The 25,629-nt window shown below is 45.4% G+C and carries 25 protein-coding genes; 17 read left to right on the top strand and 8 right to left on the bottom strand.

What is annotated here, in order from left to right; all coding sequences use genetic code 11:
* Positions 1 to 34: 34 nt before the first annotated feature.
* The 3 genes from AOT11_RS03080 to flgA form a co-directional block, all read right to left on the bottom strand.
* On the bottom strand, positions 35 to 460 hold the full coding sequence (locus tag AOT11_RS03080) for a flagella synthesis protein FlgN (protein ID WP_011078346.1): 426 nt from the start codon (positions 458 to 460) through the stop codon (positions 35 to 37).
* Between the two features lie 20 nt (positions 461 to 480).
* Positions 481 to 807 carry a flagellar biosynthesis anti-sigma factor FlgM gene (gene flgM / locus AOT11_RS03075; protein WP_017420920.1) on the bottom strand — a complete coding sequence of 109 codons (327 nt, stop codon included), beginning with the start codon at positions 805 to 807 and terminating at the stop codon, positions 481 to 483.
* A gap of 146 nt (positions 808 to 953) precedes the next feature.
* A complete protein-coding gene (flgA, locus tag AOT11_RS03070) occupies positions 954 to 1,700 on the bottom strand; it encodes a flagellar basal body P-ring formation chaperone FlgA (protein WP_017420921.1) in 747 nt (248 codons plus the stop codon).
* Between the two features lie 75 nt (positions 1,701 to 1,775).
* Between flgA and AOT11_RS03065 the strand changes: the two genes are divergently transcribed.
* The 16 genes from AOT11_RS03065 to AOT11_RS02985 all read left to right on the top strand — a co-directional run bounded on the left by AOT11_RS03065 (position 1,776) and on the right by AOT11_RS02985 (position 19,467).
* Complete coding sequence (locus AOT11_RS03065; RefSeq protein ID WP_017420922.1) at positions 1,776 to 2,702, top strand: chemotaxis protein CheV; 927 nt, start codon at positions 1,776 to 1,778, stop codon at positions 2,700 to 2,702.
* 13 nt (positions 2,703 to 2,715) lie between these two features.
* The gene (locus AOT11_RS03060; protein ID WP_017420923.1) at positions 2,716 to 3,543 is read left to right on the top strand and encodes a protein-glutamate O-methyltransferase; all 828 of its coding nucleotides are present in this window, start codon (positions 2,716 to 2,718) and stop codon (positions 3,541 to 3,543) included.
* A gap of 429 nt (positions 3,544 to 3,972) precedes the next feature.
* Positions 3,973 to 4,368, top strand: coding sequence for a flagellar basal body rod protein FlgB (gene flgB, locus AOT11_RS03055; RefSeq protein ID WP_017420924.1), 396 nt, complete (start codon positions 3,973 to 3,975; stop codon positions 4,366 to 4,368).
* A gap of 4 nt (positions 4,369 to 4,372) precedes the next feature.
* Positions 4,373 to 4,789 (top strand): flagellar basal body rod protein FlgC, encoded by a 417-nt coding sequence (gene flgC, locus AOT11_RS03050; protein ID WP_011078340.1) that lies wholly within the window; start codon positions 4,373 to 4,375, stop codon positions 4,787 to 4,789.
* 17 nt (positions 4,790 to 4,806) lie between these two features.
* Positions 4,807 to 5,514, top strand: coding sequence for a flagellar hook assembly protein FlgD (flgD, locus tag AOT11_RS03045; protein WP_011078339.1), 708 nt, complete (start codon positions 4,807 to 4,809; stop codon positions 5,512 to 5,514).
* 30 nt (positions 5,515 to 5,544) lie between these two features.
* On the top strand, positions 5,545 to 6,849 hold the full coding sequence (gene flgE, locus AOT11_RS03040; RefSeq protein ID WP_017420925.1) for a flagellar hook protein FlgE: 1,305 nt from the start codon (positions 5,545 to 5,547) through the stop codon (positions 6,847 to 6,849).
* Positions 6,850 to 7,090: 241 nt separating this feature from the next.
* Positions 7,091 to 7,840, top strand: a complete 750-nt coding sequence (flgF, locus tag AOT11_RS03035; protein ID WP_017420926.1) for a flagellar basal-body rod protein FlgF — start codon at positions 7,091 to 7,093, stop codon at positions 7,838 to 7,840.
* A gap of 21 nt (positions 7,841 to 7,861) precedes the next feature.
* Positions 7,862 to 8,650 (top strand): flagellar basal-body rod protein FlgG, encoded by a 789-nt coding sequence (gene flgG, locus AOT11_RS03030; protein WP_011078336.1) that lies wholly within the window; start codon positions 7,862 to 7,864, stop codon positions 8,648 to 8,650.
* Between the two features lie 37 nt (positions 8,651 to 8,687).
* Positions 8,688 to 9,467 carry a flagellar basal body L-ring protein FlgH gene (flgH, locus tag AOT11_RS03025; protein WP_017420927.1) on the top strand — a complete coding sequence of 260 codons (780 nt, stop codon included), beginning with the start codon at positions 8,688 to 8,690 and terminating at the stop codon, positions 9,465 to 9,467.
* A 59-nt stretch (positions 9,468 to 9,526) separates the two neighbouring features.
* The gene (locus tag AOT11_RS03020) at positions 9,527 to 10,618 is read left to right on the top strand and encodes a flagellar basal body P-ring protein FlgI (protein WP_011078334.1); all 1,092 of its coding nucleotides are present in this window, start codon (positions 9,527 to 9,529) and stop codon (positions 10,616 to 10,618) included.
* 16 nt (positions 10,619 to 10,634) lie between these two features.
* The gene (flgJ, locus tag AOT11_RS03015) at positions 10,635 to 11,555 is read left to right on the top strand and encodes a flagellar assembly peptidoglycan hydrolase FlgJ (RefSeq protein WP_017420928.1); all 921 of its coding nucleotides are present in this window, start codon (positions 10,635 to 10,637) and stop codon (positions 11,553 to 11,555) included.
* A gap of 157 nt (positions 11,556 to 11,712) precedes the next feature.
* Positions 11,713 to 13,629 carry a flagellar hook-associated protein FlgK gene (flgK, locus tag AOT11_RS03010; RefSeq protein ID WP_017420929.1) on the top strand — a complete coding sequence of 639 codons (1,917 nt, stop codon included), beginning with the start codon at positions 11,713 to 11,715 and terminating at the stop codon, positions 13,627 to 13,629.
* 12 nt (positions 13,630 to 13,641) lie between these two features.
* Positions 13,642 to 14,835, top strand: coding sequence for a flagellar hook-associated protein FlgL (gene flgL / locus AOT11_RS03005; RefSeq protein WP_011078331.1), 1,194 nt, complete (start codon positions 13,642 to 13,644; stop codon positions 14,833 to 14,835).
* 456 nt (positions 14,836 to 15,291) lie between these two features.
* Positions 15,292 to 16,449, top strand: coding sequence for a flagellin (locus AOT11_RS03000; RefSeq protein WP_011078330.1), 1,158 nt, complete (start codon positions 15,292 to 15,294; stop codon positions 16,447 to 16,449).
* Between the two features lie 596 nt (positions 16,450 to 17,045).
* Positions 17,046 to 18,179 carry a flagellin gene (locus AOT11_RS02990; protein ID WP_011150922.1) on the top strand — a complete coding sequence of 378 codons (1,134 nt, stop codon included), beginning with the start codon at positions 17,046 to 17,048 and terminating at the stop codon, positions 18,177 to 18,179.
* Between the two features lie 160 nt (positions 18,180 to 18,339).
* The gene (locus AOT11_RS02985) at positions 18,340 to 19,467 is read left to right on the top strand and encodes a flagellin (protein WP_017421053.1); all 1,128 of its coding nucleotides are present in this window, start codon (positions 18,340 to 18,342) and stop codon (positions 19,465 to 19,467) included.
* A 61-nt stretch (positions 19,468 to 19,528) separates the two neighbouring features.
* On the opposite strand, the gene crr is transcribed toward AOT11_RS02985, so the two are convergent.
* The 5 genes from crr to cysZ form a co-directional block, all read right to left on the bottom strand.
* Positions 19,529 to 20,038 carry a PTS glucose transporter subunit IIA gene (gene crr / locus AOT11_RS02980; protein WP_011078327.1) on the bottom strand — a complete coding sequence of 170 codons (510 nt, stop codon included), beginning with the start codon at positions 20,036 to 20,038 and terminating at the stop codon, positions 19,529 to 19,531.
* 120 nt (positions 20,039 to 20,158) lie between these two features.
* Entirely contained in the window at positions 20,159 to 21,883 is a 1,725-nt protein-coding gene (gene ptsI, locus AOT11_RS02975) for a phosphoenolpyruvate-protein phosphotransferase PtsI (RefSeq protein WP_013572255.1), read from the bottom strand.
* 136 nt (positions 21,884 to 22,019) lie between these two features.
* A complete protein-coding gene (locus AOT11_RS02970) occupies positions 22,020 to 22,277 on the bottom strand; it encodes an HPr family phosphocarrier protein (protein WP_011078325.1) in 258 nt (85 codons plus the stop codon).
* A 294-nt stretch (positions 22,278 to 22,571) separates the two neighbouring features.
* Positions 22,572 to 23,540, bottom strand: coding sequence for a cysteine synthase A (gene cysK, locus AOT11_RS02965; RefSeq protein ID WP_011149755.1), 969 nt, complete (start codon positions 23,538 to 23,540; stop codon positions 22,572 to 22,574).
* Positions 23,541 to 23,694: 154 nt separating this feature from the next.
* Positions 23,695 to 24,435 carry a sulfate transporter CysZ gene (gene cysZ / locus AOT11_RS02960; protein WP_017421052.1) on the bottom strand — a complete coding sequence of 247 codons (741 nt, stop codon included), beginning with the start codon at positions 24,433 to 24,435 and terminating at the stop codon, positions 23,695 to 23,697.
* A 202-nt stretch (positions 24,436 to 24,637) separates the two neighbouring features.
* Here cysZ and zipA point away from each other — a divergent pair, with 202 nt between their 5' ends.
* Complete coding sequence (zipA, locus tag AOT11_RS02955) at positions 24,638 to 25,588, top strand: cell division protein ZipA (RefSeq protein WP_017421051.1); 951 nt, start codon at positions 24,638 to 24,640, stop codon at positions 25,586 to 25,588.
* The last annotated feature ends 41 nt before the right edge of the window (positions 25,589 to 25,629 follow it).

The following is a 25,629-nucleotide window of genomic DNA, read 5'->3' as shown; positions in this document are numbered from 1 at the left end:
GACTCATACCGTAAAAAGGCGTTATCCGGTCTGATTACGCTTTGATATTCGTACCAAGGGTAGAAATGGTATGCGTTTTACCACCGGCATTATAGGTCATGCCTATTTTTCCGTGGCTATGTTGCAGCATATTATTGAGTTTGTTGAAGCTAGATTGAGCGCGCGTAAGCGCTTCGCCGTTGATTTGGTTGATTTGTTGGCAATCAAGAATAATCGATTGAATACTGGCAACCGTTTCTCTTAAGTAAGTATCTTCGGTAAGTTGATTGACATGCGGGTGAGAGGCAATTCGCTGGTCTGTTTGTTGTAAACGACCAATGAGCGTCATCTTTTCTTTGGCAATTTTCTCGATATCTGCAGAAACACGGCTAGCAATGATCTTGCTTTCCTTTTCTAACACAATAGAGAGAGCTTTAGCATTTTCAAACTGGAAATTTACTAAATCAACTAAAGCAGCCATAACTACTACCTACCTAGACCTTATGCTTTAACGCGGTCTGCCAGTTCGTTTTCAAATTTCATCATGTTATCTGCAAGCTTTTCAGGATCGACACGATAAGAACCGTTTGCGATCGCTTCTTTGATCGCGGCGACTTTAGCGGCATCGAATGCTGGCTTAGACGCCATTTCCTGATGAAGTTGCTCGATATCACGACTTTGTTGACTCAAAGAAACAGCATCTTGCCCGACGTTGCTTTTTTTCGCTTCGTTACGGGTATCAGATACCGAATTTGAATCGAAACGCGCAGGACCACGACTGTTTGTCGTCATGATTTGACCTGAACGTATGTTATCGATACTTGCCATATATAAACCTTACCTACGCAGTACGGGATTTGTACTCTCAGTATCGACCACGTCAGCCAATACTTTAGAAAAAATTTCCATTTTCTTTCTAGCAGGATTCGGGCCTAAAACTTAGACGAGCCCCGATAGGAAGCATGAGGAACATGTTAAAACGAAACAGTCACTTCAGCAATGCCGGTCACAATTCCTTCGATTATACGCTGAGACTTGTCATTTTTCACCCGAACTTGTTCCCCTGTTGCGCCATCTTGTAATGAGGTGCCTTGAGTTGTGATTGTCATCCCATCCTTTGTTGCTTTTATCACCACTTTTTCATTGCGGCATACAACACAGATGTCTCCTCGCTCCACTACATCACCAGGACGCAAAACGCGTTTTACTTTTGCCCCAACGACTTGAGTGATGTCGGAATACCCTTCTTTGCGAAAGCGTTGTAACTCTATCAAATTGGTACTCACATCTGAGAAGGAGATGATTTCTCCCCGGCTAAGGGAGCGATTTGCCGTCACTAGAGAAACGGCAATCGACAGTCTCACAGGGACATAGATCTGCCATTCATCTGGTGGACACTCCACAAGAACATTAATATTACTTCGAGTGCTATTGGTTGAATTGGAACTGGTTACCAAAGCAATCGGGCAATCGGTCGCTTTTATTCTACTATCTATATTAGCGGCACTGACAGTCAACTGGCCTCCCAATGGAGCCTCCACATTGGCTAAAATGTGTTCTTCTGCAGCTAACTGTATCTGTTTTATTTGATTTTCTGTCGCGCCATGCGCAAAAAAACTAAACAAAGTTAGCAAAATGCCGATAGACTTAGCGTAACTTTTATAGAAAGCTCTACACTTATAGATGGTAAATGAAGATAAATAAGTATTAGAATACGCCATTCTGTTTCTCTGGTGTTATGCAGCTGTAATTAGATTATCACTTTTAATCAAAAAGTTTGAGATGGAGATGAGCTTATGACGGGGATTCTTGATTCAGTGAATCAGCGGACGCAACTCGTAGGTCAAAATAGACTTGAGTTGCTGACCTTTCGTTTAATGGGCCGACAACGTTATGGTATTAACGTATTTAAAGTCAAAGAAGTGCTACAGTGCCCTAAGCTTACTTCAATGCCTAATCTGCACCCACTGGTAAAAGGTGTCGCTCATATTCGTGGCCATACCGTGTCGGTGATTGACCTAAGCCTAGCAATTGGCGGACGTCCAACTCAAGATATCGATAAATGCTTTGTGGTTATCGCAGAGTTCAACCGTTCTATTCAGGCGTTCCTGGTGACTTCTGTTGAGCGTATTATTAATATGCATTGGGAGGCTATCTTGCCACCGCCAGATGGTGCTGGTAAAGCGAACTACCTAACTGCAGTGACCAACATTGATAATGAGTTAGTTGAAATTCTCGACGTTGAGAAAATTTTGGCTGAAATCGCGCCAGTGGATGAAACAATGGATTCTTCGATTGGTGAAGAAATTGCCAAAGTCGAAACTGCAAAAGCGCTTGTACGTCGTATCTTGATTGCTGACGACTCCACCGTTGCTCGTAAACAGGTAGAGCGCGCCATTACCAATATTGGTTTTGAATGCGTTGCGGTTAAAGATGGCAAAGAGGCTTACGAGAAGTTGCTTGAAATGGCCGCAGATGGCCCGATTAGAGATCAGATTTCTCTTGTGATTTCGGATATCGAAATGCCTGAGATGGATGGTTATACTTTAACGGCGGAAATTCGCCGCCATGCAGAGTTAAAAGATCTGTATGTGATCCTGCACTCCTCTCTCAGTGGTGTCTTTAACCAAGCCATGGTTGAACGAGTCGGCGCAAATGCGTTTATCGCGAAGTTCAATCCAGACGAATTGGGTAATGCAGTGAAAACTGCACTAACAAACTAATAAAGAGACGTTAATGACTGCTATTACAATCAGTGACCAAGAGTATCGAGACTTTAGCCGTTTTCTAGAGTCCCAGTGCGGCATCGTATTGGGTGACAGTAAGCAGTATTTGGTCCGTAGCCGTCTCAGTCCATTGGTCACCAAATTCAAACTAGCTTCACTCTCGGATCTGCTAAGAGATGTGGTCACTGGCCGCAATCGCGAACTTCGAGTGGCAGCAGTCGATGCAATGACGACAAACGAAACCTTGTGGTTTCGTGATACCTATCCTTTCACCGTATTGGCAGAAAAGCTTTTGCCTGAGGTAGCGGCAAGCCGTCGCCCTATTAAAATTTGGTCAGCGGCAAGTTCTTCAGGTCAAGAGCCTTATTCGATGGCAATGACGGTGCTAGAGACTCAACAACGTAAGCCGGGTATGTTAACCAGCGTGGCGATTACCGCGACGGATATCTCAGCCAGCATGTTGGATATGTGTCGAGCCGGTGTTTATGACAACCTAGCTCTAGGCCGTGGTCTTTCTCCTGAGCGACGCCGCACGTTTTTTGAAGACGCAGGCGATGGCCGTATGAAAGTCAAAGACAACGTAAAGCGTTTGGTGAACTTTAGGCCACAAAACTTGATGGATAGCTACGCGTTACTGGGTAAATTTGACATCATTTTCTGCCGAAACGTATTGATTTACTTTTCACCAGATATGAAATCAAAAGTACTGAACCAGATGGCGAACAGCTTGAACCCTGGTGGTTACTTACTGTTAGGGGCATCAGAGTCTCTAACTGGATTGACAGACCGATTCGAAATGGTTCGTTGTAATCCTGGTATCATCTACAAGTTGAAGTAACTTGCAAAGCAATAGACAACATTCAAACAGCTCGATATTCTCGAGCTGTTTTTTTATATCTAGTTTGCTAGTTTGCTAGTTTGCTAGTTTGCTAGTTTTCTAGTTTTCTAGTTTTCTAGTCCCTAGTCCCTAGTCCCTAGTCCCTAGTCCCTAGTCCCTAGTCCCTAGTCCCTAGTCCCCTTAACTCTTCTGTCATTTTCCTTCGAACTCTCAGGTTCATTTCCACGAAACGAGCGCCTTCAGATTGTTTGGGTGTATAATTTTAAAGCCAGTCATGTTGGTGAAGCTTTATGACATTCCCTTCACTGACATGGCTTAGTTATTGCTATTCCAATATCGGCTAAAACAAATTTTGTTAGTTTTGTCTTTTGGCACACTAATTGCTTTTGTTTAACCAATAACGGTCAGTTCTATTTGTAGAGGCAAGTTATGACTATCTCTTTTGACAAGGCACTAGGCATCCACCAACACACGGTGGGCGTGCGTGAACGCAATGCAGAGGTTATCTCTACTAACATTGCGCAAGCAAACACACCTGGCTACAAGGCAAGAGGGTTAGATTTTTCTAAGGAACTGCAAGCGGCAAGTTCGGGGGCAAGCATTGGTCTTAGCCGTACGGATGGTCGGCACATTCCTGCCACTACAACGGTAATGGGTGAAAAACTTTATCGTTTGCCGACTCAACCAGATACCGGAGATGGCAATACGGTCGATTTGGATCTCGAGCGTAATTTGTTTATGCAGAACCAAATTCGTCATCAAGCGTCTCTCGATTTTCTGGGCGGGAAATTTAAGAACTTAACGAAAGCGATCAAAGGGGATTAATTAGATGAGCTTATTTAATGTGTTCAATGTGACTGGTTCTGCAATGAGTGCTGAATCTGTTCGTCTAAATACGACCTCAAGTAACCTAGCCAACGCGGATAGTGTCAGTAGCTCTGCTAAAGATACATACAAAGCCCGCCACGCGGTGTTTGGTGCTGAGTTAAGTAATGCGATGTACAACCGCGGCGACACGGTTCCGGTGAAAGTACTTGGCATTGTGGAAAGCGATAAGCCGCTGAGCGCGGAATACAACCCAGAACACCCACTCGCAAACGATGAAGGCTATATTTACAAGCCTAATGTCAATGTGATGGAAGAAATGGCCAACATGATTTCTGCTTCACGAGCGTATCAAACAAACGTTCAAGTTGCAGATGCAAGTAAACAAATGCTGCTGCGTACGCTGCAGATGGGTCAATAGGGATAAGGAGGTAGCGTATGGCCGGAATCAATAACGTTGGTCAAAGCGGCTTGTCCTATATCGACCAGCTTAAGAGTTTGCAAGAGAGCAAGAAGCCAACAGAAACAACAGGTAAACAAGAGCTTAAACAAGAAGACTTTTTATCGTTGTTGACCAAGCAGCTTGCTCAACAGGATCCTTTTAAGCCGGTGAGTAACGACCAGATGATTGCGCAAATGGCGTCATTTGCGACCGTCGATGGCATCGGAAAGATGAACTCTCAGTTCGAGAGCCTCAACTCATCGATGACGTCAAACCAAGCATTACAAGCTTCTTCTTTAGTGGGTCGTGATGTTTTGGTTCCAGGAGCGGCGGGGCTGAAGCAAGAAAATACGGGTATGCCTGCAATGGTCAAACTTCCACAAGCAATGGATAACGTGATTGTCCGTGTGGAAAATGAAATTGGCCAACTGGTTCGTTCTTTTGAGGTAGGAGCGAAACCTGCGGGAGATAACCGTGTTGAATGGGACGGCAACGACGAAAACGGTAATCCATTGCCGGCTGGCAAATACAAAGTGAAGGCATCAGGTTTATTGGATGGTCAGTCAAGTGACTTCCCAGTATCCACTTATGCCAACGTAAACAGTGTATTGCTAGGTAAAGGTGATGGTAACGTACTGCTCAATCTGGCTGGCTTTGATTCGCCAGTTCGACTTGCTGAAGTACTAGAAGTTGGCAAAGCGTAATTACGCTGGCTAGATTCAGGAGATTTTGGAATGTCATATGTATCTTTAAGCGGTTTGTCCGCAGCTCAGTTAGATCTGAATACCACGAGTAACAACATTGCTAACGCCAATACCTACGGCTTTAAAGAGTCGCGTGCGGAATTTGGTGATGTTTACTCTAACTCACTCTTTACCAATGCGAAAACCACTCCGGGTGGTGGTGTACAAGCAAACCAAGTGGCACAACAGTTCCACGAAGGTTCAAGTATTTACACCAACAACCCTATGGATTTGCGCATTAGCGGCACCGGTTTTTTTGCCGTAGCGAAAGACCGCATGGTACCCAACCAGAACGAACTAACACGTAATGGTGCATTTCATCTAAGCAAAGACAACTACATGGTGACGGCGAATGATGAATACTTACTGGGTTACCAAGTGGACCCGTTGAGTGGCGATGTGGCTTCTTACGAACCCCAGCCTCTGAACATCCCTGCGGAGTTTGGTAAGCCAAAACAGACCTCTAACGTTACGGTAGGTGTTAACTTACCTGCCAGTGGTGCGCTTAAAGATCCACAGGCATTTGATTTCGAAGATCCAGATACGTATAACCGTTCTACTTCTTCGACGATCTATGACTCAATGGGTCAATCTTACAAATTAACCACTTACTATTTGAAAGATCAGACTCAACCCAATACTTGGCAGACGTACTACACAGTAACAGATAGCCAAGGCGAGAAACCATTGAACATTACTGGTGGTGATGCGACTAATGCGACAGGGCATATTGGCCACACCGTTAAGTTCAATAATGATGGTACGTTGGCGAGTCTTAACAATGGTCAGCCGATCATTTCAGATCCGCTTGGTGCTGGTGCTGTGCCGATTGATATGAACGGTGGCGATCCAACGCAAACCATCGCGTTCGATTTAAACTCATCAACCCAGTTTGCTGCACCGTTTGAACTGACAAAGTTCGATGAAGATGGTGCAACCACGGGTTTCTTGACCAAAGTTGATATCGACGAAAACGGCAGTGTTTACGGGACATACTCTAACGGTGAAAACGTGACTCTAGGCCGTGTTGCCTTGGTACGTGTTCCAAATGAGCAAGGTTTGGATAAGAAAGGTGGTACGCAGTGGAATTCAACCAATAACTCAGGCGATAAAATCTGGGGTGAATCAAACAAAGGTTCATTTGGTACGGTTTCCAGCGGTGCGCTTGAGCAGTCGAATATCGATATGACTCAAGAGCTGGTGGATCTGATTTCTGCTCAGCGAAACTTCCAAGCAAACTCACGTGCGCTAGAAGTTCACAACCAGCTACAACAGAACATTCTGCAGATTCGTTAATCGTTTTTACATGACATTCATCTGGTGCTTAGCCTGAACGACCTCACTCAGGCTAAGCATTATTCATATCTATCATACTTTGCCTCTCTGATTGCCGATCGGCATCTTTTCCACCTACGGTTTGCCTCTCTCTGATTGCCACTTTCGTGATTTTATTTCTATATCATTGAATTTGTTGAGTAAAATAAATTGGCATGATGCTTGCTTTTAACGTCTTAGATTAAGATTTTTGGAGCGGATTATGGATCGTGCACTCTTTCTTGCTATGAGTGGTGCCAAGCAGAATATGCAGGCTCTGCAACTACGAGCGAACAACCTAGCCAACGTGAGTACAACAGGGTTTCGTGCAGATTTAGCACAAGCTCGTTCAATGCAAGCGTACGGTGACGGGCTACCTACTCGAGTTTTCAGCATGACAGAGCGCCCAGGACATAATTTTGCTCAAGGCAGTGTGATCACCACAGGCCGTGAACTCGATATTACGATTGAGGGAAATGGTTGGATTGGGGTGATGGATAAACTAGGCAAAGAAGGGTTAACCCGTAACGGTAATCTGAAAGTCGATCAAAATGGACTACTGAGCAATGCCAGTGGACATTTGGTCCTTGGGGAAGGTGGTGCACCCATTACCATTCCTCTTCCTGTGAGCAAAATTGAAATCGGCCGCGATGGTACGATCTCGGTCTTACCTCAAGGAGCGCCAGCGGAAGAGATGGAAGAAATCGATCGTATTAAGCTGGTCAAGACCAATGACAGTGCTTTGTTTAAAGACACCAATGGCCTGTTCCGCCACAAGGAACCCAATCAGCCGTACGAAGCGGATCCAACTGTGCAAATCATGACAGGTGCCATTGAGGGCAGCAACGTGAATGCTGTTGGTGAAATGACGGCTCTGATTGACCTGCAACGTCAATTTGAGATGCAGGTAAAAATGATGAGCACAGCAGAAGAGATGGACAAGTCGTCTGATTCTCTGCTTCGTATGAGCTAACAGAATTAGAGGTCACAGATTATGCATCCGGCACTATGGGTAAGTAAAACGGGCTTAGACGCTCAACAAACCAATATCGCGACAATTTCAAACAACTTAGCGAACGCCTCAACCATCGGTTTTAAAAAGGGTCGAGCGGTGTTTGAAGATCTGTTCTACCAAAATATTAACCAACCTGGTGGTCAATCTTCTCAGAATACTCAACTGCCCAGTGGTTTGATGTTAGGTGCGGGCTCAAAAGTGGTCGCAACACAAAAAGTGCACACACATGGTAACGCCCAAACCACCACCAATGCGTTGGATCTCATGGTAGAAGGGGATGGCTTTTTCCAAATCACCATGCCCGACGGCAACATTGGTTACTCCCGCAATGGCCAGTTCACTCTGAACGGTGAAGGTGTCGTGGTCACGTCCGGTTCGGGTTACCCATTAGAGCCTGAAATTGTGATCCCTGAAGACGCGATTTCCATTACTGTTGGTACGGACGGTGAAGTTTCTGTGCGTATTCGTGGCCAGCAGAATAACCAAGTGGTTGGACAAATCACGATTACCGACTTCGTTAACCCTGGTGGTCTAGAGCCAATCGGTCAAAACCTCTACTTGCCGACAGGGGCGAGTGGTGACCCACAAGAAGGGGTACCTGGCCTTGATGGCTTGGGCGAAGTGCGCCAATCCATGCTAGAAACATCCAACGTGAACGTAACGGAAGAATTGGTCAACATGATCGAAGCGCAACGTGTTTACGAAATGAATTCAAAAGTCATCTCATCGGTCGATAAGATGATGAGTTTTGTGAACCAGCAGCTTTAAGCGCTGGTTGGCTAAACGAGTAGGAGAGAATATCGCCATGAAACGCATCAGTCTGATTGCTTTAGTCACCATCATGAGTGGCTGTACCATGCTTGAGCCAATCGAAACCCCAGAAGTGGTCAACGCGACGACGGTGGTGGATGCGGTTGAAGGGGATAAGTCGAAGGACGAAAGCTCGGGTATTGTCGATACTTTGCGTGGACGTAGCGATCCTGTGGCAGGCGATCCTGCATGGGCTCCCATTCATCCGAAACAGCAGCCAGAGCACTATGCTGCAGAAACGGGCTCGCTATTTAGCGTGAATCATTTGTCGAATCTTTATGATGACTCGAAGCCTCGCGGCGTTGGTGACATCATTACCGTCACTCTGGATGAAAAGACCAATGCTTCCAAAAGCGCCAATGCGGACCTGTCGAAAAGCAACGATTCAAGCATGGACCCCCTTGAAGTGGGTGGAAAGGAGCTCCAAATCGACGGTAAGTATAATTTCTCTTACAACCTGACCAACTCAAACAATTTCACTGGCGATGCGTCGGCAAAACAGAGCAACAGCATCAGTGGTTACATCACCGTGGAAGTGATTGAAGTGCTGGCCAATGGCAACCTCGTGATTCGTGGTGAGAAGTGGCTGACGTTGAATACGGGTGATGAGTACATTCGCCTCAGTGGCACAATTCGTCCAGACGACATTAGTTTCGACAACACTATTGCGTCAAATCGCGTTTCCAACGCAAGAATTCAATATTCTGGCACTGGAACACAACAAGATATGCAAGAGCCTGGATTCTTGGCACGATTCTTTAATGTCTCTCTATAAGCGGCAAAGCCGATGGCAATTTGACGGCTTGATCCTGCACTAGAGAAAGGTAAGTTAAGATGAAAAAGTTCACCCTACTGTTGTTATGTTTTGTACTGCCGATGACCTCGGCCTATGCGGCGCGTATTAAAGATGTTGCTCAGGTTGCAGGTGTAAGAAGCAACCAATTGGTAGGTTACGGGCTTGTCTCTGGCTTGCCTGGCACGGGCGAATCCACACCCTTTACCGAGCAAAGTTTTGCCGCAATGCTACAAAACTTCGGCATTCAGTTGCCTGCGGGTACCAAGCCAAAAATCAAAAACGTGGCCGCTGTAATGGTAACGGCAGAACTTCCTCCTTTTTCTAAACCCGGTCAACAGATTGATGTGACGGTCTCCTCTATTGGCAGTGCCAAGAGCTTACGTGGCGGCACCTTGCTGCAAACCTTCTTGAAAGGTTTGGATGGGCAAGTTTATGCCGTGGCACAAGGCAACTTAGTGGTGAGCGGTTTTAGCGCAGAAGGGGCGGATGGCTCCAAAATCGTCGGCAATAACCCGACCGTCGGTATTATCTCTAGCGGTGCCATGGTTGAGCGTGAAGTGCCAACCCCATTTGGCCGTGGCGACTTCATTACATTCAACTTACTTGAATCTGATTTCACCACCGCACAACGCATGGCCGATGCCGTCAACAATTTCCTTGGTCCTCAAATGGCCTCTGCGGTCGATGCGACTTCGGTACGTGTGCGAGCGCCCCGCGACATCAGTCAACGTGTCGCTTTTCTTTCTGCGATTGAAAACCTCGAGTTTGATCCAGCAGACGGTGCAGCCAAAATCATTGTTAACTCACGTACGGGTACCATTGTGGTGGGTAAACATGTTCGATTAAAACCTGCGGCCGTGACTCACGGTGGCATGACGGTTGCGATTAAAGAAAACTTGAGTGTGAGCCAGCCAAATGGTTTCTCGGGTGGCGAAACCGTCGTTGTTCCCAATTCAGACATTTCAGTAACCGAAGAACAAGGCAAGATGTTCAAATTTGAGCCGGGCTTAACCTTGGATGATCTTGTGCGCGCGGTTAACCAAGTCGGTGCTGCACCGTCAGACTTGATGGCCATTCTACAAGCGCTTAAACAAGCGGGTGCCATCGAGGGACAACTGATCATCATCTGATCGGTTTGGAGGCAATATGATTAACAATCCAAACGACATCGGTTTTATTCACGACATTAGCAATCTTGATAAGCTACGTCAGCAAGCCGTGAACGACAAAGATGGCGGTGAACAAAAAGCACTAGAAGCGGCAGCTAAACAGTTTGAGTCGATTTTTACGTCCATGTTGTTTAAATCGATGCGTGAAGCCAATAGTGGTTTTGAATCAGATCTGATGAACAGCCAAAACCAGCTGTTCTATCGTCAAATGTTGGATGAACAGATGGCCAGTGAGCTCAGTTCTTCCGGTTCACTTGGCTTAGCGGACATGATTGTGGCGCAGTTAAGCAGTGGAAAAGGCATCGATCAAAAAGAGTTGGCAATGCGTGAAGCGGGGAAAGAAGCGCCACAACGTATGCCAATCAATCGCTCGAAAGCACGAGAAACCGAGCAGCGCCTGATTGAGTCAGGCCAGCTCGCTCGCAGTGACAAGGCAAGGTTTGATTCACCAGAGTCGTTCATTACTTCGATGAGACCTTACGCGGAAAGGGCGGCAAAATCCTTAGGGGTTGAACCTTCTCTATTGCTCGCACAAGCGGCCTTGGAAACAGGCTGGGGGCAGAAAGTGGTGAAAAATGCTCGTGGCAGCAGCAATAACCTCTTCAACATCAAAGCGGATCGCAGCTGGGCGGGTGACAAAGTTACTACGCAAACTTTAGAGTTCCACGACAATACGCCAGTGAAGGAAACGGCAGCGTTTCGTTCATACGATTCGTTTGCCGACAGCTTTAATGATTACGTGGCGTTTTTAAATAACAATCCGCGTTATCAGACCGCACTTCAGCACAATGGCGATTCTGAAAGCTTTATTCGCGGTATTCATCGTGCAGGTTATGCGACGGATCCTGAGTACGCCGACAAAGTGCTCAAAGTGCAGCAACGTATCGACAACATGTAATTTCCCAGCGGCCTACTTAAAAGTAGGCCGTTTTTTCACCCTTTCTTGACCCTAAAATCCTTTCTATATCGGTTGTTTCTTTTTGTTGGCATATCTTTTGCATTTTTACCGTTAGGTGATCAGTTTTCACTGATTTGATTGAGTTTTTGGGGGCATTATGGCGTCGGATCTTCTGAATGTAGGTACTCAGAGCGTACTGACAGCTCAGAGACAATTAAATACTACCGGTCATAACATTTCTAACGTAAATACAGAAGGTTATAGCCGTCAGTCGGTCATTCAAGCGACCAATGATCCCCGTCAGTTTGGTGGTTCTACCTACGGCATGGGCGTGCATGTGGAAAATGTTCGCCGCTCATGGGACCAATTTGCCGTTAATGAGCTTAATCTTTCCACCACCAACTTTGCCAACAAAGGGGATGTCGAAGCGAACTTAGAAATGCTTTCAAGCATGCTTTCTTCAGTGGCGTCGAAAAAAATTCCTGAAAATCTTAATGAATGGTTCGATGCGCTAAAAACCTTGGCGGACAGCCCAAACGATATTGGCGCGCGAAAAGTTCTACTGGAAAAAGCGCGAATCATCAGTGAAACCGTTAATGGCTTTCACGAAACCATTCGTCAGCAATACGATGTCACCAATAAAAAACTCGATATGGGTATCGAGCGTATCAACCAGATTGCGGTTGAAATTCGTGATATTCACCGCTTGATGATGCGCACACCTGGCCCTCACAATGACTTGATGGACCAACACGAAAAGTTGGTCAAAGAGCTTTCTGAATACACTAAAGTAACCGTGACTCCGCGGAAAAACGCGGAAGGTTTTAACGTGCATATCGGTAATGGCCATACGCTCGTCTCAGGCACGGAAGCAAGCCAACTGAAGATGATTGATGGCTACCCAGATGTTCATCAACGTCGCCTTGCAATCTACGAAGGAAAGTCATTAAAACCGATTAAAAGCGTTGGTCTAGACGGCAAACTCGGCGCCATGCTTGACATGCGTGATAACCAAATTCCCCATGTGATGGATGAACTTGGCCGCATGGCCGCTGGATTTTCTGATGAAGTGAACAAGCTGCAAAAACAAGGGCTAGATTTACGTGGCAATATTGGTGGATTGATTTTTACTGATGTAAACGCCGAAGTGATCGCCAAATCAAGAGCAGTGACGGCACCAGATTCGCAAGCCGAAGTAGCCGTTTTTATTAACGATTTGGCGTCGCTCAAAGGCGGTGAGTACGCGCTTCGTTATGACGGCAGTAACTATACGGTGACCAAACCATCAGGCGAAACGGTTTCCGTCTCTTTAGATTCAGCTAAGTCTGCATTTTATATGGATGGTATGCGTGTTGAAGTAAGAAATGAGCCCAAAGCGGGCGAAAAAATCTTATTGCGCCCAACACGTAACTCGGCAGCGCAAATGCAAGTCGCAACGAATGATGCGAGTATGATTGCTGCACAAAGCTATGAAGCCTCCACCAGTTTTGCTCAAGGAACCGCTCAATTTAACATTTTGGCAGCGGGTGATTTGCGCGAGTTTGAAGTGATTGTGTCACCTCAAGGCGATCAGTTTGCGGTGATTGACACTAAAGGCAACGTGGTACGAAGCCCGGAGCCATATCCACCTAAAGGTCCGGTTTCAGTGACTTTGCCATCATCGCATCCCAGTTATAAAGAGGGTAAAGAGACCGTCTTTGAATTGACCGCTGGAGCGTGGGCAAACGATAAGTTCACCGCTAACCTTGTTCCGTCTGAAGGTGATAACGGGAATTTGCGTAAAATGCAGCAAATTCAATTGGATAAAAAGATGGATGGTAATCAGTCAACCATCATCGATGTCTACCACAATCTCAATACGAACGTTGGCTTACGCAACTCTACTGCAACACGGTTAGCCAATATTGCGCAGCATGAAAACCAAGCCGCACAAGAACGAATGGCTTCAATCGCTGGTGTTAACCTCGATGAAGAGGCGGCAAACATGATGCGTTTTCAGCAAGCGTATATGGCTTCGTCACGCATTATGCAGGCGGCCAATGACACCTTTAACACCATTTTGCAATTAAGATAGGGGAGCAGGTAAATGATTAGCCGTATCGCCAGTTTCCATAACTATCAGTCGGTGCAAAACGATTTGCGCCGCATGGAAAACAAAATCCATCATAACCAAGCGCAGTTGGCGTCTGGCAAGAAATTGTTATCACCGAGTGATGACCCGCTTGCGACACACTACATTCAAAATATTGGCCAGCAGTCTGAGCAGTTAAAACAGTATCTTGATGCGATCGTCCTAGTACGTAACCGCCTTGAGCAGCATGAAGTGAATGTGGCTAACCAAGAGCAGTTTGCAGACGAGGCGAAACGTACCGTGATGGAAATGATTAACGGTGCATTATCACCGGAAGATCGTCGCGCGAAACGACGTGAAATTGAGGAACTGGCCACCAATTTCCTCTACCTTGCCAATGCACAAGATGAATCCGGCAACTATACCTTCGCTGGCACCAAGCCAAAATCGCAGCCGTTTTTCCGTGACTATGATGGCACGGTGACTTATGCAGGGGATGACTACCAACGCAAAATGCGAGTGTCGGCTAATCTTGAAATGGCGATGAATGATCCTGGCAGTAAGCTGTTTATGGATATTCCGAATCCCTTTGGCGATTACGAACCAGAATATCAGTTGCAAAATGCTTCTGAGTTGTTGCTCGAAAAAGCAGTGAACGAAGACTATTTCGATAAAGCGACTTATCGCGTCACCATGGTTGATATGAGTAATGGTCGCTGGGGATACCAATTAGAAAAAGATGGCAGTGTGGTTGCCGCTGATGAGTTCAACCCATCAACAGGCATCCAGTATGAAGATCTTACGATTCAGCTCAAAGGCCAGATCCAGAAAGGTGACGTGATTGAGCTAAAGCCAAGAGAAACATTTTCTATTTTCGATAGCTTCAAAAATGCAGAGAAATACTCTGAAGCATCGGTGTCTGATGCCAATGCCACGGCGAAGTTGCACCAAGTAACGGAAGAATTTCATGCTGCCTTTATCCATCTCAACAAAGCGCGCACCGACATTGGTGCTCGCCTAAGTACACTGGATATCCAAGAGCAGCAACATGAAGATTTCAATCTCTCTTTAGCGAAAGCAAAGAGTAATTTTGAAGACTTGGATTACTCCAAGGCAATTATTGAATTCAATGAGAATTCACGCGCGTTGCAAGCTTCGCAGCTCGCGTTTGGTAAAACGAAAGATCTCACATTATTTAATTACTTGTAGTGAGCAAGAACGAACCGCCTCTGAATGAGATGACGGTATCGTGAGTGTGAACAACAGACTTTAGGAAACCTCTTGTTGGTTTTTCAACATTGATGCCTTATGAGCCATGCCTTAAGTGCGGATAACCAGAAAAACCTTGCCACCTCCCGGCAGACGTCTCTAAAAGCGGCAAAGCGGCAAAGTGGCAATGCCAGTAGATAGAGAGCAAAACAAAGAGGTTGAAGAAGTTGAAAGAAAAATATTACTTTGTAAGTGTATGTTTTCTTAGAAATAAGGCAGATAACAGTCTTGTTTTAAAAAGTTGGCACACAAATTGAATCTACTAAACCAGAAATGATTTACCGGTTCTAAAAACTGCCACCGGCGGTTTTAGCAAGTAATTACGGTCAGTGCTTTTCCATAAGAGAGTAAAGCTGGCCGCTTCGCACAAGCTTGCGAACTCGAAAGGAGAGCAAAATGGCTGTAACAGTAAGCACTAACGTATCCGCGATGACTGCGCAACGTTATCTAAACAAAGCGACAGATGAGTTAAACACCTCAATGGAACGTTTGTCATCTGGTCATAAAATTAATAGCGCCAAAGATGATGCGGCCGGTTTGCAAATTTCTAACCGCTTAACCGCTCAGTCTCGTGGCCTAGATGTGGCGATGCGTAATGCCAACGATGGTATCTCTATCGCTCAAACCGCCGAAGGGGCGATGAATGAAGCGACGGCAGTCTTGCAGCGTATGCGTGACTTGTCGATTCAATCCGCAAACGGTACCAACTCAACGTCTGAGCGCCAAGCGATTCATGAAGAAGCGAGTGCTCTACAAGACGAGATTAACCGTATTGCTGAAACCACATCGTTTGGTGGACGACGTCTACTGAACGGCACCTTCGGTGATGCAGCATTCCAGATTGGTTCTAACTCTGGTGAAGCGATGATTATGGGCTTAACCAGTATCCGTGCCGATGATTTCCGCATGGGTGGCACCACCTTCCAGTCTGAAAATGGCAAAAACAAAGATTGGGAAGTGAGCGCGGATAACGCAGAGCTGAACATCGTATTGCCAGAGATGGGTGAAGATGAAGATGGCAATGTTATCGATTTGGAAATCAACATCATGGCGAAAAGCGGTGATGATATTGAAGAATTGGCAACGTACATCAATGGTCAATCGGACTACATCAACGCATCGGTAAGTGAAGATGGCAAGCTGCAAATCTTTGTTGCTCAACCAAACGTGAAAGGCGATATCTCGATTTCGGGTAGCCTTGCCTCTGAACTGGGTTTGAGTGACGAACCGATTGCGACAACAGTACAAGATTTGGATCTGCGTACCGTGCAAGGTTCTCAGAACGCAATTAGCGTTATTGACGCGGCATTGAAGTACGTTGATTCACAACGTGCGGACTTAGGTGCAAAACAGAACCGTTTAAGCCACAGTATTAATAACTTGGCTAACGTTCAAGAAAACGTTGATGCATCGAACAGCCGCATTAAAGATACCGATTTTGCGAAGGAAACGACGCAAATGACGAAAGCACAGATTTTGCAACAGGCAGGTACTTCGATTCTTGCTCAAGCAAAACAATTGCCAAACTCTGCAATGTCACTATTGCAGGGCTAATAGTAATCCTGTGTCTGCTGTGGTTCAGACGTGAGCTTATAGACGCAGGATAACTTGGCAAGCAGCTTTGCCGTGAATGAAGGGCTCTCTCATCTCTCACCTGCCTGACATTATTCGTGTAAAGTTGCTCGGTGCCGGAAATGTGTTCATTTCTCTTGATCTCCACATTGGCTCTGGCTACCAACCTAGCCCCGGTTCTCTCAAAGGAATAGGGGCTTTTTCTTTTTCTGCACAAACGCGTTTTTATACCGATGTGCGTCTACCAAGATTCCATCTCTCTTTTTAATCGCTTTGTCGATGAGTTTTTTCCATTGTGGCAATCTCATGCCTCTTGCCCCTCATCGGGATGAGATGGTTTTTTGCCTTCTGGTCCTATGGCAAAGACGCGCAAAACTTTAGCGTTATTTTCTCTTTTTTCCTCGTTTTACTGCTTTGGTCACGAATTTTTCACCAAACGAACTTTTCTCAAAAAAATCGTCTTTTTCCTCTAAAGGATTTTCAAGCTGAGCCGTTAATAGAAATAACTTTGAGAGAACTACTTGGTTTTCCGAGACGTCGGAAACCGTAATATCGGAAAATCAATTGGAGAATTCATCATGGCAGTGAATGTAAATACAAACGTAGCAGCAATGACAGCACAGCGTTACCTGAATAACGCAAACAGCGCACAACAAACTTCGATGGAGCGTCTGTCTTCAGGTTTCAAAATCAACAGTGCAAAAGATGACGCAGCCGGTCTGCAAATCTCTAACCGCTTGAACGTACAAAGTCGCGGTCTAGACGTTGCGGTACGTAACGCCAACGACGGTATCTCAATCGCACAAACCGCAGAAGGTGCGATGAACGAGACCACCAATATCCTGCAACGTATGCGTGACCTATCTCTACAATCCGCGAACGGCTCAAACTCAAAATCAGAGCGCGTGGCGATTCAAGAAGAAGTGACAGCATTGAACGACGAGCTAAACCGTATCGCAGAAACCACGTCTTTTGGTGGTAACAAACTGCTCAACGGCACTTACGGCACGAAAGCAATGCAAATTGGTGCGGATAACGGTGAAGCGGTCATGCTGTCACTCAAAGACATGCGCTCTGACAACGTGATGATGGGCGGCGTGAGCTACCAAGCTGAAGAAGGCAAAGACAAGAACTGGAATGTGGCCGCAGGCGACAACGACTTGACGATTGCACTGACAGACAGCTTTGGTAACGAGCAAGAGATCGAAATCAACGCGAAAGCGGGTGATGACATCGAAGAGCTAGCGACGTACATCAACGGTCAAACTGACCTTGTAAAAGCGTCAGTGGGTGAAGGCGGCAAGCTACAGATCTTTGCTGGTAACAACAAAGTTCAAGGTGAAATTAGTTTCTCAGGTAGCCTAGCTGGTGAACTTGGCCTAGGCGAAGGCAAAAACGTAACGGTAGATACGATTGACGTAACAACCGTACAAGGTGCGCAAGAGTCGGTAGCGATTGTGGATGCGGCACTGAAATACGTAGACAGCCACCGTGCAGAGCTGGGTGCATTCCAGAACCGTTTCAACCATGCAATCAGCAACTTGGACAACATCAACGAGAACGTGAACGCGTCGAAGAGCCGAATCAAAGATACCGACTTCGCGAAAGAAACAACTCAGTTGACCAAGACACAAATTCTATCGCAAGCGTCAAGTTCAATTCTTGCGCAAGCGAAACAGGCGCCAAACTCAGCGCTAAGTCTACTAGGCTAATCTCTGAGCAGCAGCGGTTAATTTCGGTAAGCAGGAGCCAGGTAGTCTTACCTGGCTCTTTGTTTAATATCCTCGACGCAAGATGTTCGCGGCATAGGTTGACGGTTTTCTCGTTATTGCCGAATGAACGGAATTGAAACAGGAGAGGGATATCGATTAAATGGTTTCACTCAATACCAATGTGTCTGCGATGGTCGCTCAGAGGCATCTGAGCACAGCGGCAAGTCAGGTAGCTGAAACCCAAAAAAATCTAAGTTCCGGATTCCGAATTAATAGTGCCAGCGATGATGCCGCTGGAATGCAGATAGCGAATACGCTTCATGTCCAAACTCGTGGTTTGGATGTGGCATTAACTAACGCTCATAGTGCTTATGCCGTTGCGGAAACAGCGGAAGGGGCGTTGGAAGAGGGCAGTGAAATACTGCAGAGGTTGCGATCTCTTTCTCTTCAAGCCGCAAACGGGTCGAACTCCGATGATGATCGGCAAAGTTTGCAGTTGGAAGTGGTGGTATTGAAAGATGAAGTGGAAAGAATAGCCAGGACAACCACATTTGCGGGTAAAAATCTGTTTGATGGAAGTTATGGTTCAAAAAGTTTTCATCTTGGGGCAAATTCTAATTCCATTTCTTTGCAACTCAAAAACATGCGGACTCACGTTCCTGAGATGGGTGGGTATCATTACCTAGCATCAGAATCAGTGGATGATGATTGGCAAGTTGACAAGGAATCAAGGCAACTTAGCTTTACTTTTCGAGATAGCGAAGGGGATGATCAATCCATTAAGATCTCGCTTAAACCTGGAGACAGTCTCGAAGAGGTCGCTACGTATATCAATTCACAGCAAAATGTTGTGGAGTCCTCGGTGACGGATGATCGGCGATTGCAGTTTTATGTCGCTAATCGTCACGCTCCTGATGGTTTAAATATCTCAGGAAGCTTGGAGGGAGAGCTAGACTTTGAGCCGCAAGGACAAGTGACGCTCGATGAACTCGATATCAGTAGTGTGGGTGGTGCTCAATTGGCAATTGCTGTTGTGGATACTGCAATTCAATATCTGGATTCTCACCGAAGTGAAATCGGCAGTTTTCAAAATCGGGTAGAGGGGACGATGGACAATTTGCAAAGTATCAATCGCAATGTCACTGAATCAAAAGGGCGAATATGGGATACCGATTTTGCGAAAGCATCGACCGCTTTAGTGAAGTCTCAGGTATTGCAACAGGCTACCTCTGCCTTGCTGGCTCAAGCCAAGCAAGCCCCAGGCAGTGCAATTGGGTTGCTATCTTAGGTTGCTCACAAAAACAAAAAACGCTGCCAATGGCAGCGTTTTTCTGTTAACTAAGTAGTAATTACTTAGTTACGCGTAGAACTGGTGTTTCACCAACAACAACAGAACCAGAAAGCTTGTTCAGCTCTTTGATTTCGTCCATGTTAGAGATAACAACTGGAGTTAGTGTTGACTTCGCTTTCTCTTCAAGAAGAGCAAGGTCGAATTCAATTACAGTGTCGCCTGCTTTAACAGTTTGACCTTCTTCAGCGATACGAGTGAAACCTTCGCCTTTTAGTTCAACTGTGTCGATACCGAAGTGAACAAACAGTTCAACACCATCGTCAGACTCGATAGAGAATGCGTGGTTAGTTTCAAAGATCTTACCGATAGTACCGTTTACAGGAGCTACCATTTTGTTGCCTGTTGGTTTGATAGCAATACCGTCACCAACGATCTTCTCAGCAAAAACAACATCTGGCACATCTTCGATGTTCACGATCTCACCAGACAAAGGTGCGATAATTTCGATTGCACCGGCGCTAGCGCTGTCATCAGATACAAGCTTCTTAAGTTTGTCAAACAGACCCATTGTGTCATGCTCCTAAGGTTTAGTTTTATTCTGTCGAATTATAGTATACCAATCCGAGCAGTTAGACGACTTTTTTTAGCCGCCTAACATATTATATAGGCTCGAAAATTGGTCAGCAGATTACTTAGAGTGCTCTGCGATGAACTTTTCTACACAAGCTTCGATTTCAGCCGCTGTTGGCAATGATAGCGCTTCTTCTGCCATTGCTTTCACTGCTGCGAAGTTTGCATTGCGGATCACTTTCTTCACTTTAGGAATAGAAATGCCGCTCATAGAGAATTCATCTAGACCCATACCCAATAGTAGAAGGGTAGCACGCTCATCACCTGCTAGCTCACCACACATACCAGTCCATTTACCTTCTGCGTGAGAAGCATCGATCACTTGCTTGATAACCGTTAGTACAGCTGGTGACAGTGGGTTGTAAAGGTGAGAAATCATCTCGTTACCACGGTCTACGGCGAGTGTGTACTGAGTTAAGTCGTTAGTACCGATAGAGAAGAAAGAAACTTCCTTCGCCAAATGGTGAGCGATTGCTGCTGCAGCTGGCGTTTCAACCATAACACCGATTTCGATGTTTTCGTCGAATGCAAGACCTTCTGCGCGAAGTTCTGCTTTGTACTCTTCGATCGCTTCTTTCAGCGCGCGAATTTCTTCAACAGAGATGATCATTGGGAACATGATACGTAGTTTACCGTGTGCTGAAGCACGTAGGATACCACGTAGCTGGTCACGAAGAATTTCGCGACGATCTAAGCTGATGCGAACTGCACGCCAGCCTAGGAATGGGTTCATCTCTTTTGGAAGATCCATGTATGGTAGATCTTTATCACCACCGATATCCATTGTACGGATAATGACAGCTTGACCTTCCATTGCTTCTGCAACTTCTTTATATGCTTGGTACTGTTCTTCTTCTGTTGGTAGCGCGTCGCGATCCATGAAGAGGAATTCAGTACGGTAGAGACCAACACCTTCACCACCGTTACGGATGATGCCATCACAGTCTTTTACTGTACCGATGTTGCCGCATACTTCTACGCGGTGACCATCTAGTGTTTCTGCGTGTAGGTCTTTCAGCTTCGCCAACTCTTCTTTCTCTGCTAGGAACGAAGCTTTCACAGCTTTCGCTTCTTCAATCTGAGCTTCAGAAGGGTTAACGATAATTTTGTTGTTCATTGCGTCAAGAATCAGCATGTCGCCATTCTTAACTTTCTTTGTTATGTCGTTTGTACCAACAATCGCAGGAAGCTCAAGTGAGCGAGCCATGATTGAAGTATGAGATGTACGACCACCGATGTCACAAGCGAAACCAAGAACGTAATCTAGGTTGATTTGCGCAGTTTCAGATGGAGTGAGGTCGTAAGCCACCAAGATAACTTGTTCGTTGATATCACTTAGCGAAACAATGTTGATACCAAGAGCATTTTTGACAAAACGAGAACCGATATCACGGATATCCGTTGCGCGTTCCTTCAGGTATTCATCATCAAGAGATTCTAGAGCGGTTGCTTGCTCTTCGATAACAGTGTAAATCGCGTTGTCTGCAGTCATCTTCTCTTTTTTGATGAGTGCTAGGATTTCTTCCTCTAGCTCTTCATCTTCAAGAAGCATGATGTGACCTTCGAAGATCGCTTCCTTCTCTTCACCGAAAGTTTCTAGCGCTTTCTGCTTGATTGTTTCTAGCTGTGCAGAAGATTTGCTGCGCGCGTCGTAGAAACGCTGAACTTCAGCTTCTACTTGAGCTTCGGTGATAGTGTTAGTGTTTAGGACAATTTCATCTTCTTGAAGTAGTAGTGCTTTACCAATTGCAATACCAGGAGATGCCAGGATGCCTGAAATCATAGCCTTACCTTAAGTTGGTCAAACGTAAACGGGAATGTGTGACTAAATCGCTAACGAAAAATTGTAGCTGACTAATCGGTTGTACTTTGAACAAAGCCATTTAGTGTGAGCTAAATGGCTTTGAGGGATACATTGATTAGTGTAGTTGATCCATTAGAGCAACTAGGTGATCAACTGCTTGCTGTGCTTGTGGGCCTTCAGCAGAGATTGTAACTACAGTGCCTTTTACAAGACCTAGAGTTTGTAGTTTGAACAGACTCTTAGCGCTTGCGCTTTTGCCGTTAGAAGTCACAGTGATATCCGCGTCAAAAGCTTTAGCTTCTTTTACGAATTGAGCAGCTGGGCGAGTGTGAAGGCCGTTTTCTGCTGTGATTTCTACTTGCTTCTCGTACATGTGATATACCCCAATTGAATGTATTTTTGTTAGTCAAGACTCGTTTTAGCTTAACCGCTTTACTTGAACCGCGCCAGAGCACGAGGGGAGCAAGCGTGTTGAAGCAGATACGAGTCAAAAGTTTATGTAATACGCTTTATGCTTTGTTGCATAAATGTCAAAAAACTTTCTTTATCGCTTCTTTATTTTGAAGCTAAAAATAAAACACCCTGATATTACCAAAGGTGAGGCAAGGATCAACAAAAAAGCCCCTGAATGGGGCTTTTTTGAACGAAAAATTGATTTGAACCCGTATTACTGCTGGTTCTCTTTCTCAGTAAAGATGCCTGCAAATAGGGCGGTACTTAGGTAACGTTCGCCAGAGCTAGGTAGTACGGTGACAATGGTTTTTCCTTCGAATTCAGGGAGTTCAGCAAGGCGGTTTGCTGCCACTACTGCAGCTCCTGATGAAATACCCGCCAAGATACCTTCTTCTTCCATTAGGCGACGAGCCATTTCAATGGCTTCTTCCGATGTCACTTTCTCAACACGGTCAATCAGTGACAAGTCGAGGTTACCAGGAATGAAACCAGCGCCGATACCTTGGATTTTGTGTGGTGCTGGCTTGATTTCTTCACCTGCCAGCGCTTGAGAAATTACAGGGGATTCTGTTGGTTCAACGGCAACGGAAAGAATTTGCTTCCCTTTCTCACCTTTGATGTAACGGCTAGTACCAGTAATGGTACCTCCAGTCCCTACACCAGCAACAAAGACATCGATAGCACCATCGGTTGCTTCCCAGATTTCTGGCCCCGTGGTCTTTTCGTGAATTTCAGGGTTTGCTGGGTTATTGAATTGTTGAAGAAGCAGGTATTTTTCAGGGTTGCTAGCGACAATTTCTTCTGCTTTAGCGATTGCGCCTTTCATGCCTTTCGCCGCTTCAGTAAGCTCTAGATTTGCACCAAGTGCTTTCAATAGTTTACGGCGCTCTAGACTCATAGACTCAGGCATCGTCAGTGTCAGCTTGTAACCACGAGCGGCTGCAACAAATGCCAGTGCAATACCAGTATTACCACTGGTTGGTTCTACCAATTCAACACCTGGTTTCAGTTTGCCTTCTTTTTCTGCTTCCCAAATCATGTTTGCACCGATACGGCACTTCACACTGAAGCTAGGGTTGCGAGCTTCGATTTTCGCTAGCACTTTACCGTTACTCACTTTGTTCAAACGAACCAGTGGAGTATTGCCAATAGTCAGAGAGTTGTCTTCGTAGATTTTGCTCATGGTGATGTTCCTTCATTACACGTTTAGTGAATACGAATAGAAGGATATGACTGATAATTCAAAGGGAAAAGGATTAAATAGTTATATCTTATGAGAGTGATGTTTCTACACGGAAAAAACTTGCCACCCATCATTAAGGTGGCAAGTGCTTAAACTATCCTCGCTTAAACTCATTGACCCACATGGCGGTTGCACCACAAACCGCAACAGGCATCACGATCAAGTTAAGAATAGGGATGGAAGTACACAGGGATACCATGGCGCCGAAGGTATAGGCTTTAGATTGGTTTTGTTTCAAAGTGTTTCTCATCTCATGAAAGGAGACTTTGTGGTTGTCGAATGGGTAGTCACAATACTGAATTGCTAGCATCCAAGCGGTAAAAATAAACCACAGAATAGGCGCGACGGTTTGGCCTAACGCGGGGATAAGTAGCAGTAAGAATAAACCTATTGCTTTAGGGAGTACGTAAAGCAGTTTTCGCCATTCGCGAGCTAAGACGCGAGGTACATCTTTAACAACATCAGAAAAGCCATCGTTGTTACTTTTTTTCCCTGTCAGTTTTTCTTCCACTTTGTCCGCAAGGAGGCCATTAAATGGCGCTGCAATGAAATTGGCCAAAGTACTAAAGAAATAAGAGAAGGTCGCGATGATCGTCAGTGCCAATAGCGGCCATAACAGGTAACTCAGCCAAGAAAGAAAATCGGGCAATTGGCCTATCCACCCTTCAATCCAGAGATTAAGGTTAGAGAATAGATAATAGAGTGCTCCTCCAACTAGGAAGATGTTTGCAAGCAGTGGCATGAGTATGAATCGTTTTACGCCGGGTGATAACGCCAGTTCCAATCCATAGAAAAAATAACCAAATCCGCTACGCTTTGTGTACGTTGTGTTCATCTTATTGTTCTGCTTAAGAAATGAATGAACTCATTGTACCCAACTGAGGAAAGAAAAAAAGCGTGCAAGAAATCACACCAATCTTTGAACTTCTAACATTAATTTGTTCTAACTCTTTCGATAACTTTGGTAAAGTAACCAGATATTTTAGGTTGATAGATTCACAGACCCTTGTGTGTCTCTGGGATTATGAGAGTAAATAATGCAGGAATTGCGATTCGTACTCATTGTGGTTGGCGCATTAGCCATCATGGCGCTGCTGTTTCACGGACTTTGGACGAGTAAAAAAGAAGGGAAGGCAAAATTTGGTGATAAACCATTAAGCAAGCTTGATTTGGGGGAAAGCGAACCTAAAGAGAGCGAGATGTATGTTGCCCCTGAAGATGATTACGAAATTATTCGAAAAGAGCGTAAAGAACCCGCGTTTGAAGACGAGAAGCCCTTTTCTACGAGTGGTGTTATTGGTGATCCATTAATTGATGATCTTCATAGCGGACAAGATAAAGAGAATAAGTTCTCACAACCTAAATTTGATGATATTACGGTCGCAGAGGCAGAGGCAGAGGCAGAGGCAGAAGCAACCGCTTCGATTGAGCAGGATGCGCCTGCTTGGGTTGAGCAACATCAGGAAATAGATGAACCTCTCATTCATCATCCTGAAGAGATTGACGCGTTTTCAGGTGAAGAGATCATCGTAGAGCCCGATGAGCCGACGTCACAAACAGTAGAACCAGAACTGCAAGTCATTGTTCTTAATGTACACTGTGCTGGTGATTCTCCCTTTGTTGGTACCAAGCTGTTTGATAGCATGCAACAAAATGGCCTAGTGTATGGTGAAATGGATATTTTCCATCGACATCTTGATATGTCGGGTACTGGTAAAGTGCTGTTTAGTGTTGCAAATATGATGCATCCAGGCACGCTAAAACATGATGACCCCGCGGAATTCTCGACCAAAGGCATCTCTTTCTTTATGACCTTGCCTTGTTATGGTGAGGCTGACCAGAACTTTAACTTGATGCTAAAAACCGCGCAGAAAATCGCGGATGATCTCGGTGGTAATGTGCTTGATGATAAGCGCAATCTTATGACGCCAGATCGATTGGCGGGTTACAGAAGGCAAATAGTTGAGTTCAAAGCGTCAAAAGCTTAAGCTTCATTTATCCCATCAGGGCTCCCTAAGGAGCCCTTTTT

This window comes from Vibrio vulnificus NBRC 15645 = ATCC 27562 (assembly GCF_002224265.1).
GTDB classification, from domain to species: Bacteria; Pseudomonadota; Gammaproteobacteria; order Enterobacterales; family Vibrionaceae; genus Vibrio; species Vibrio vulnificus.
The sequence above is the reverse complement of the archived record's forward strand: the minus strand, read 5'-3'. Positions and strand labels throughout refer to the sequence as shown.

Excerpts from the sequence above, each read along its gene's own strand:
- AOT11_RS03080 (WP_011078346.1), bottom strand. The coding sequence starts at position 460 with ATGGCTGCTTTAGTTGATTTAGTAAATTTCCAGTTTGAAAATGCTAAA.
- flgM (WP_017420920.1), bottom strand. The coding sequence starts at position 807 with ATGGCAAGTATCGATAACATACGTTCAGGTCAAATCATGACGACAAAC.
- flgA (WP_017420921.1), bottom strand. The coding sequence starts at position 1,700 with ATGGCGTATTCTAATACTTATTTATCTTCATTTACCATCTATAAGTGT.
- AOT11_RS03065 (WP_017420922.1), top strand. The coding sequence starts at position 1,776 with ATGACGGGGATTCTTGATTCAGTGAATCAGCGGACGCAACTCGTAGGT.
- AOT11_RS03060 (WP_017420923.1), top strand. The coding sequence starts at position 2,716 with ATGACTGCTATTACAATCAGTGACCAAGAGTATCGAGACTTTAGCCGT.
- flgB (WP_017420924.1), top strand. The coding sequence starts at position 3,973 with ATGACTATCTCTTTTGACAAGGCACTAGGCATCCACCAACACACGGTG.
- flgC (WP_011078340.1), top strand. The coding sequence starts at position 4,373 with ATGAGCTTATTTAATGTGTTCAATGTGACTGGTTCTGCAATGAGTGCT.
- flgD (WP_011078339.1), top strand. The coding sequence starts at position 4,807 with ATGGCCGGAATCAATAACGTTGGTCAAAGCGGCTTGTCCTATATCGAC.
- flgE (WP_017420925.1), top strand. The coding sequence starts at position 5,545 with ATGTCATATGTATCTTTAAGCGGTTTGTCCGCAGCTCAGTTAGATCTG.
- flgF (WP_017420926.1), top strand. The coding sequence starts at position 7,091 with ATGGATCGTGCACTCTTTCTTGCTATGAGTGGTGCCAAGCAGAATATG.
- flgG (WP_011078336.1), top strand. The coding sequence starts at position 7,862 with ATGCATCCGGCACTATGGGTAAGTAAAACGGGCTTAGACGCTCAACAA.
- flgH (WP_017420927.1), top strand. The coding sequence starts at position 8,688 with ATGAAACGCATCAGTCTGATTGCTTTAGTCACCATCATGAGTGGCTGT.
- AOT11_RS03020 (WP_011078334.1), top strand. The coding sequence starts at position 9,527 with ATGAAAAAGTTCACCCTACTGTTGTTATGTTTTGTACTGCCGATGACC.
- flgJ (WP_017420928.1), top strand. The coding sequence starts at position 10,635 with ATGATTAACAATCCAAACGACATCGGTTTTATTCACGACATTAGCAAT.
- flgK (WP_017420929.1), top strand. The coding sequence starts at position 11,713 with ATGGCGTCGGATCTTCTGAATGTAGGTACTCAGAGCGTACTGACAGCT.
- flgL (WP_011078331.1), top strand. The coding sequence starts at position 13,642 with ATGATTAGCCGTATCGCCAGTTTCCATAACTATCAGTCGGTGCAAAAC.
- AOT11_RS03000 (WP_011078330.1), top strand. The coding sequence starts at position 15,292 with ATGGCTGTAACAGTAAGCACTAACGTATCCGCGATGACTGCGCAACGT.
- AOT11_RS02990 (WP_011150922.1), top strand. The coding sequence starts at position 17,046 with ATGGCAGTGAATGTAAATACAAACGTAGCAGCAATGACAGCACAGCGT.
- AOT11_RS02985 (WP_017421053.1), top strand. The coding sequence starts at position 18,340 with ATGGTTTCACTCAATACCAATGTGTCTGCGATGGTCGCTCAGAGGCAT.
- crr (WP_011078327.1), bottom strand. The coding sequence starts at position 20,038 with ATGGGTCTGTTTGACAAACTTAAGAAGCTTGTATCTGATGACAGCGCT.
- ptsI (WP_013572255.1), bottom strand. The coding sequence starts at position 21,883 with ATGATTTCAGGCATCCTGGCATCTCCTGGTATTGCAATTGGTAAAGCA.
- AOT11_RS02970 (WP_011078325.1), bottom strand. The coding sequence starts at position 22,277 with ATGTACGAGAAGCAAGTAGAAATCACAGCAGAAAACGGCCTTCACACT.
- cysK (WP_011149755.1), bottom strand. The coding sequence starts at position 23,540 with ATGAGCAAAATCTACGAAGACAACTCTCTGACTATTGGCAATACTCCA.
- cysZ (WP_017421052.1), bottom strand. The coding sequence starts at position 24,435 with ATGAACACAACGTACACAAAGCGTAGCGGATTTGGTTATTTTTTCTAT.
- zipA (WP_017421051.1), top strand. The coding sequence starts at position 24,638 with ATGCAGGAATTGCGATTCGTACTCATTGTGGTTGGCGCATTAGCCATC.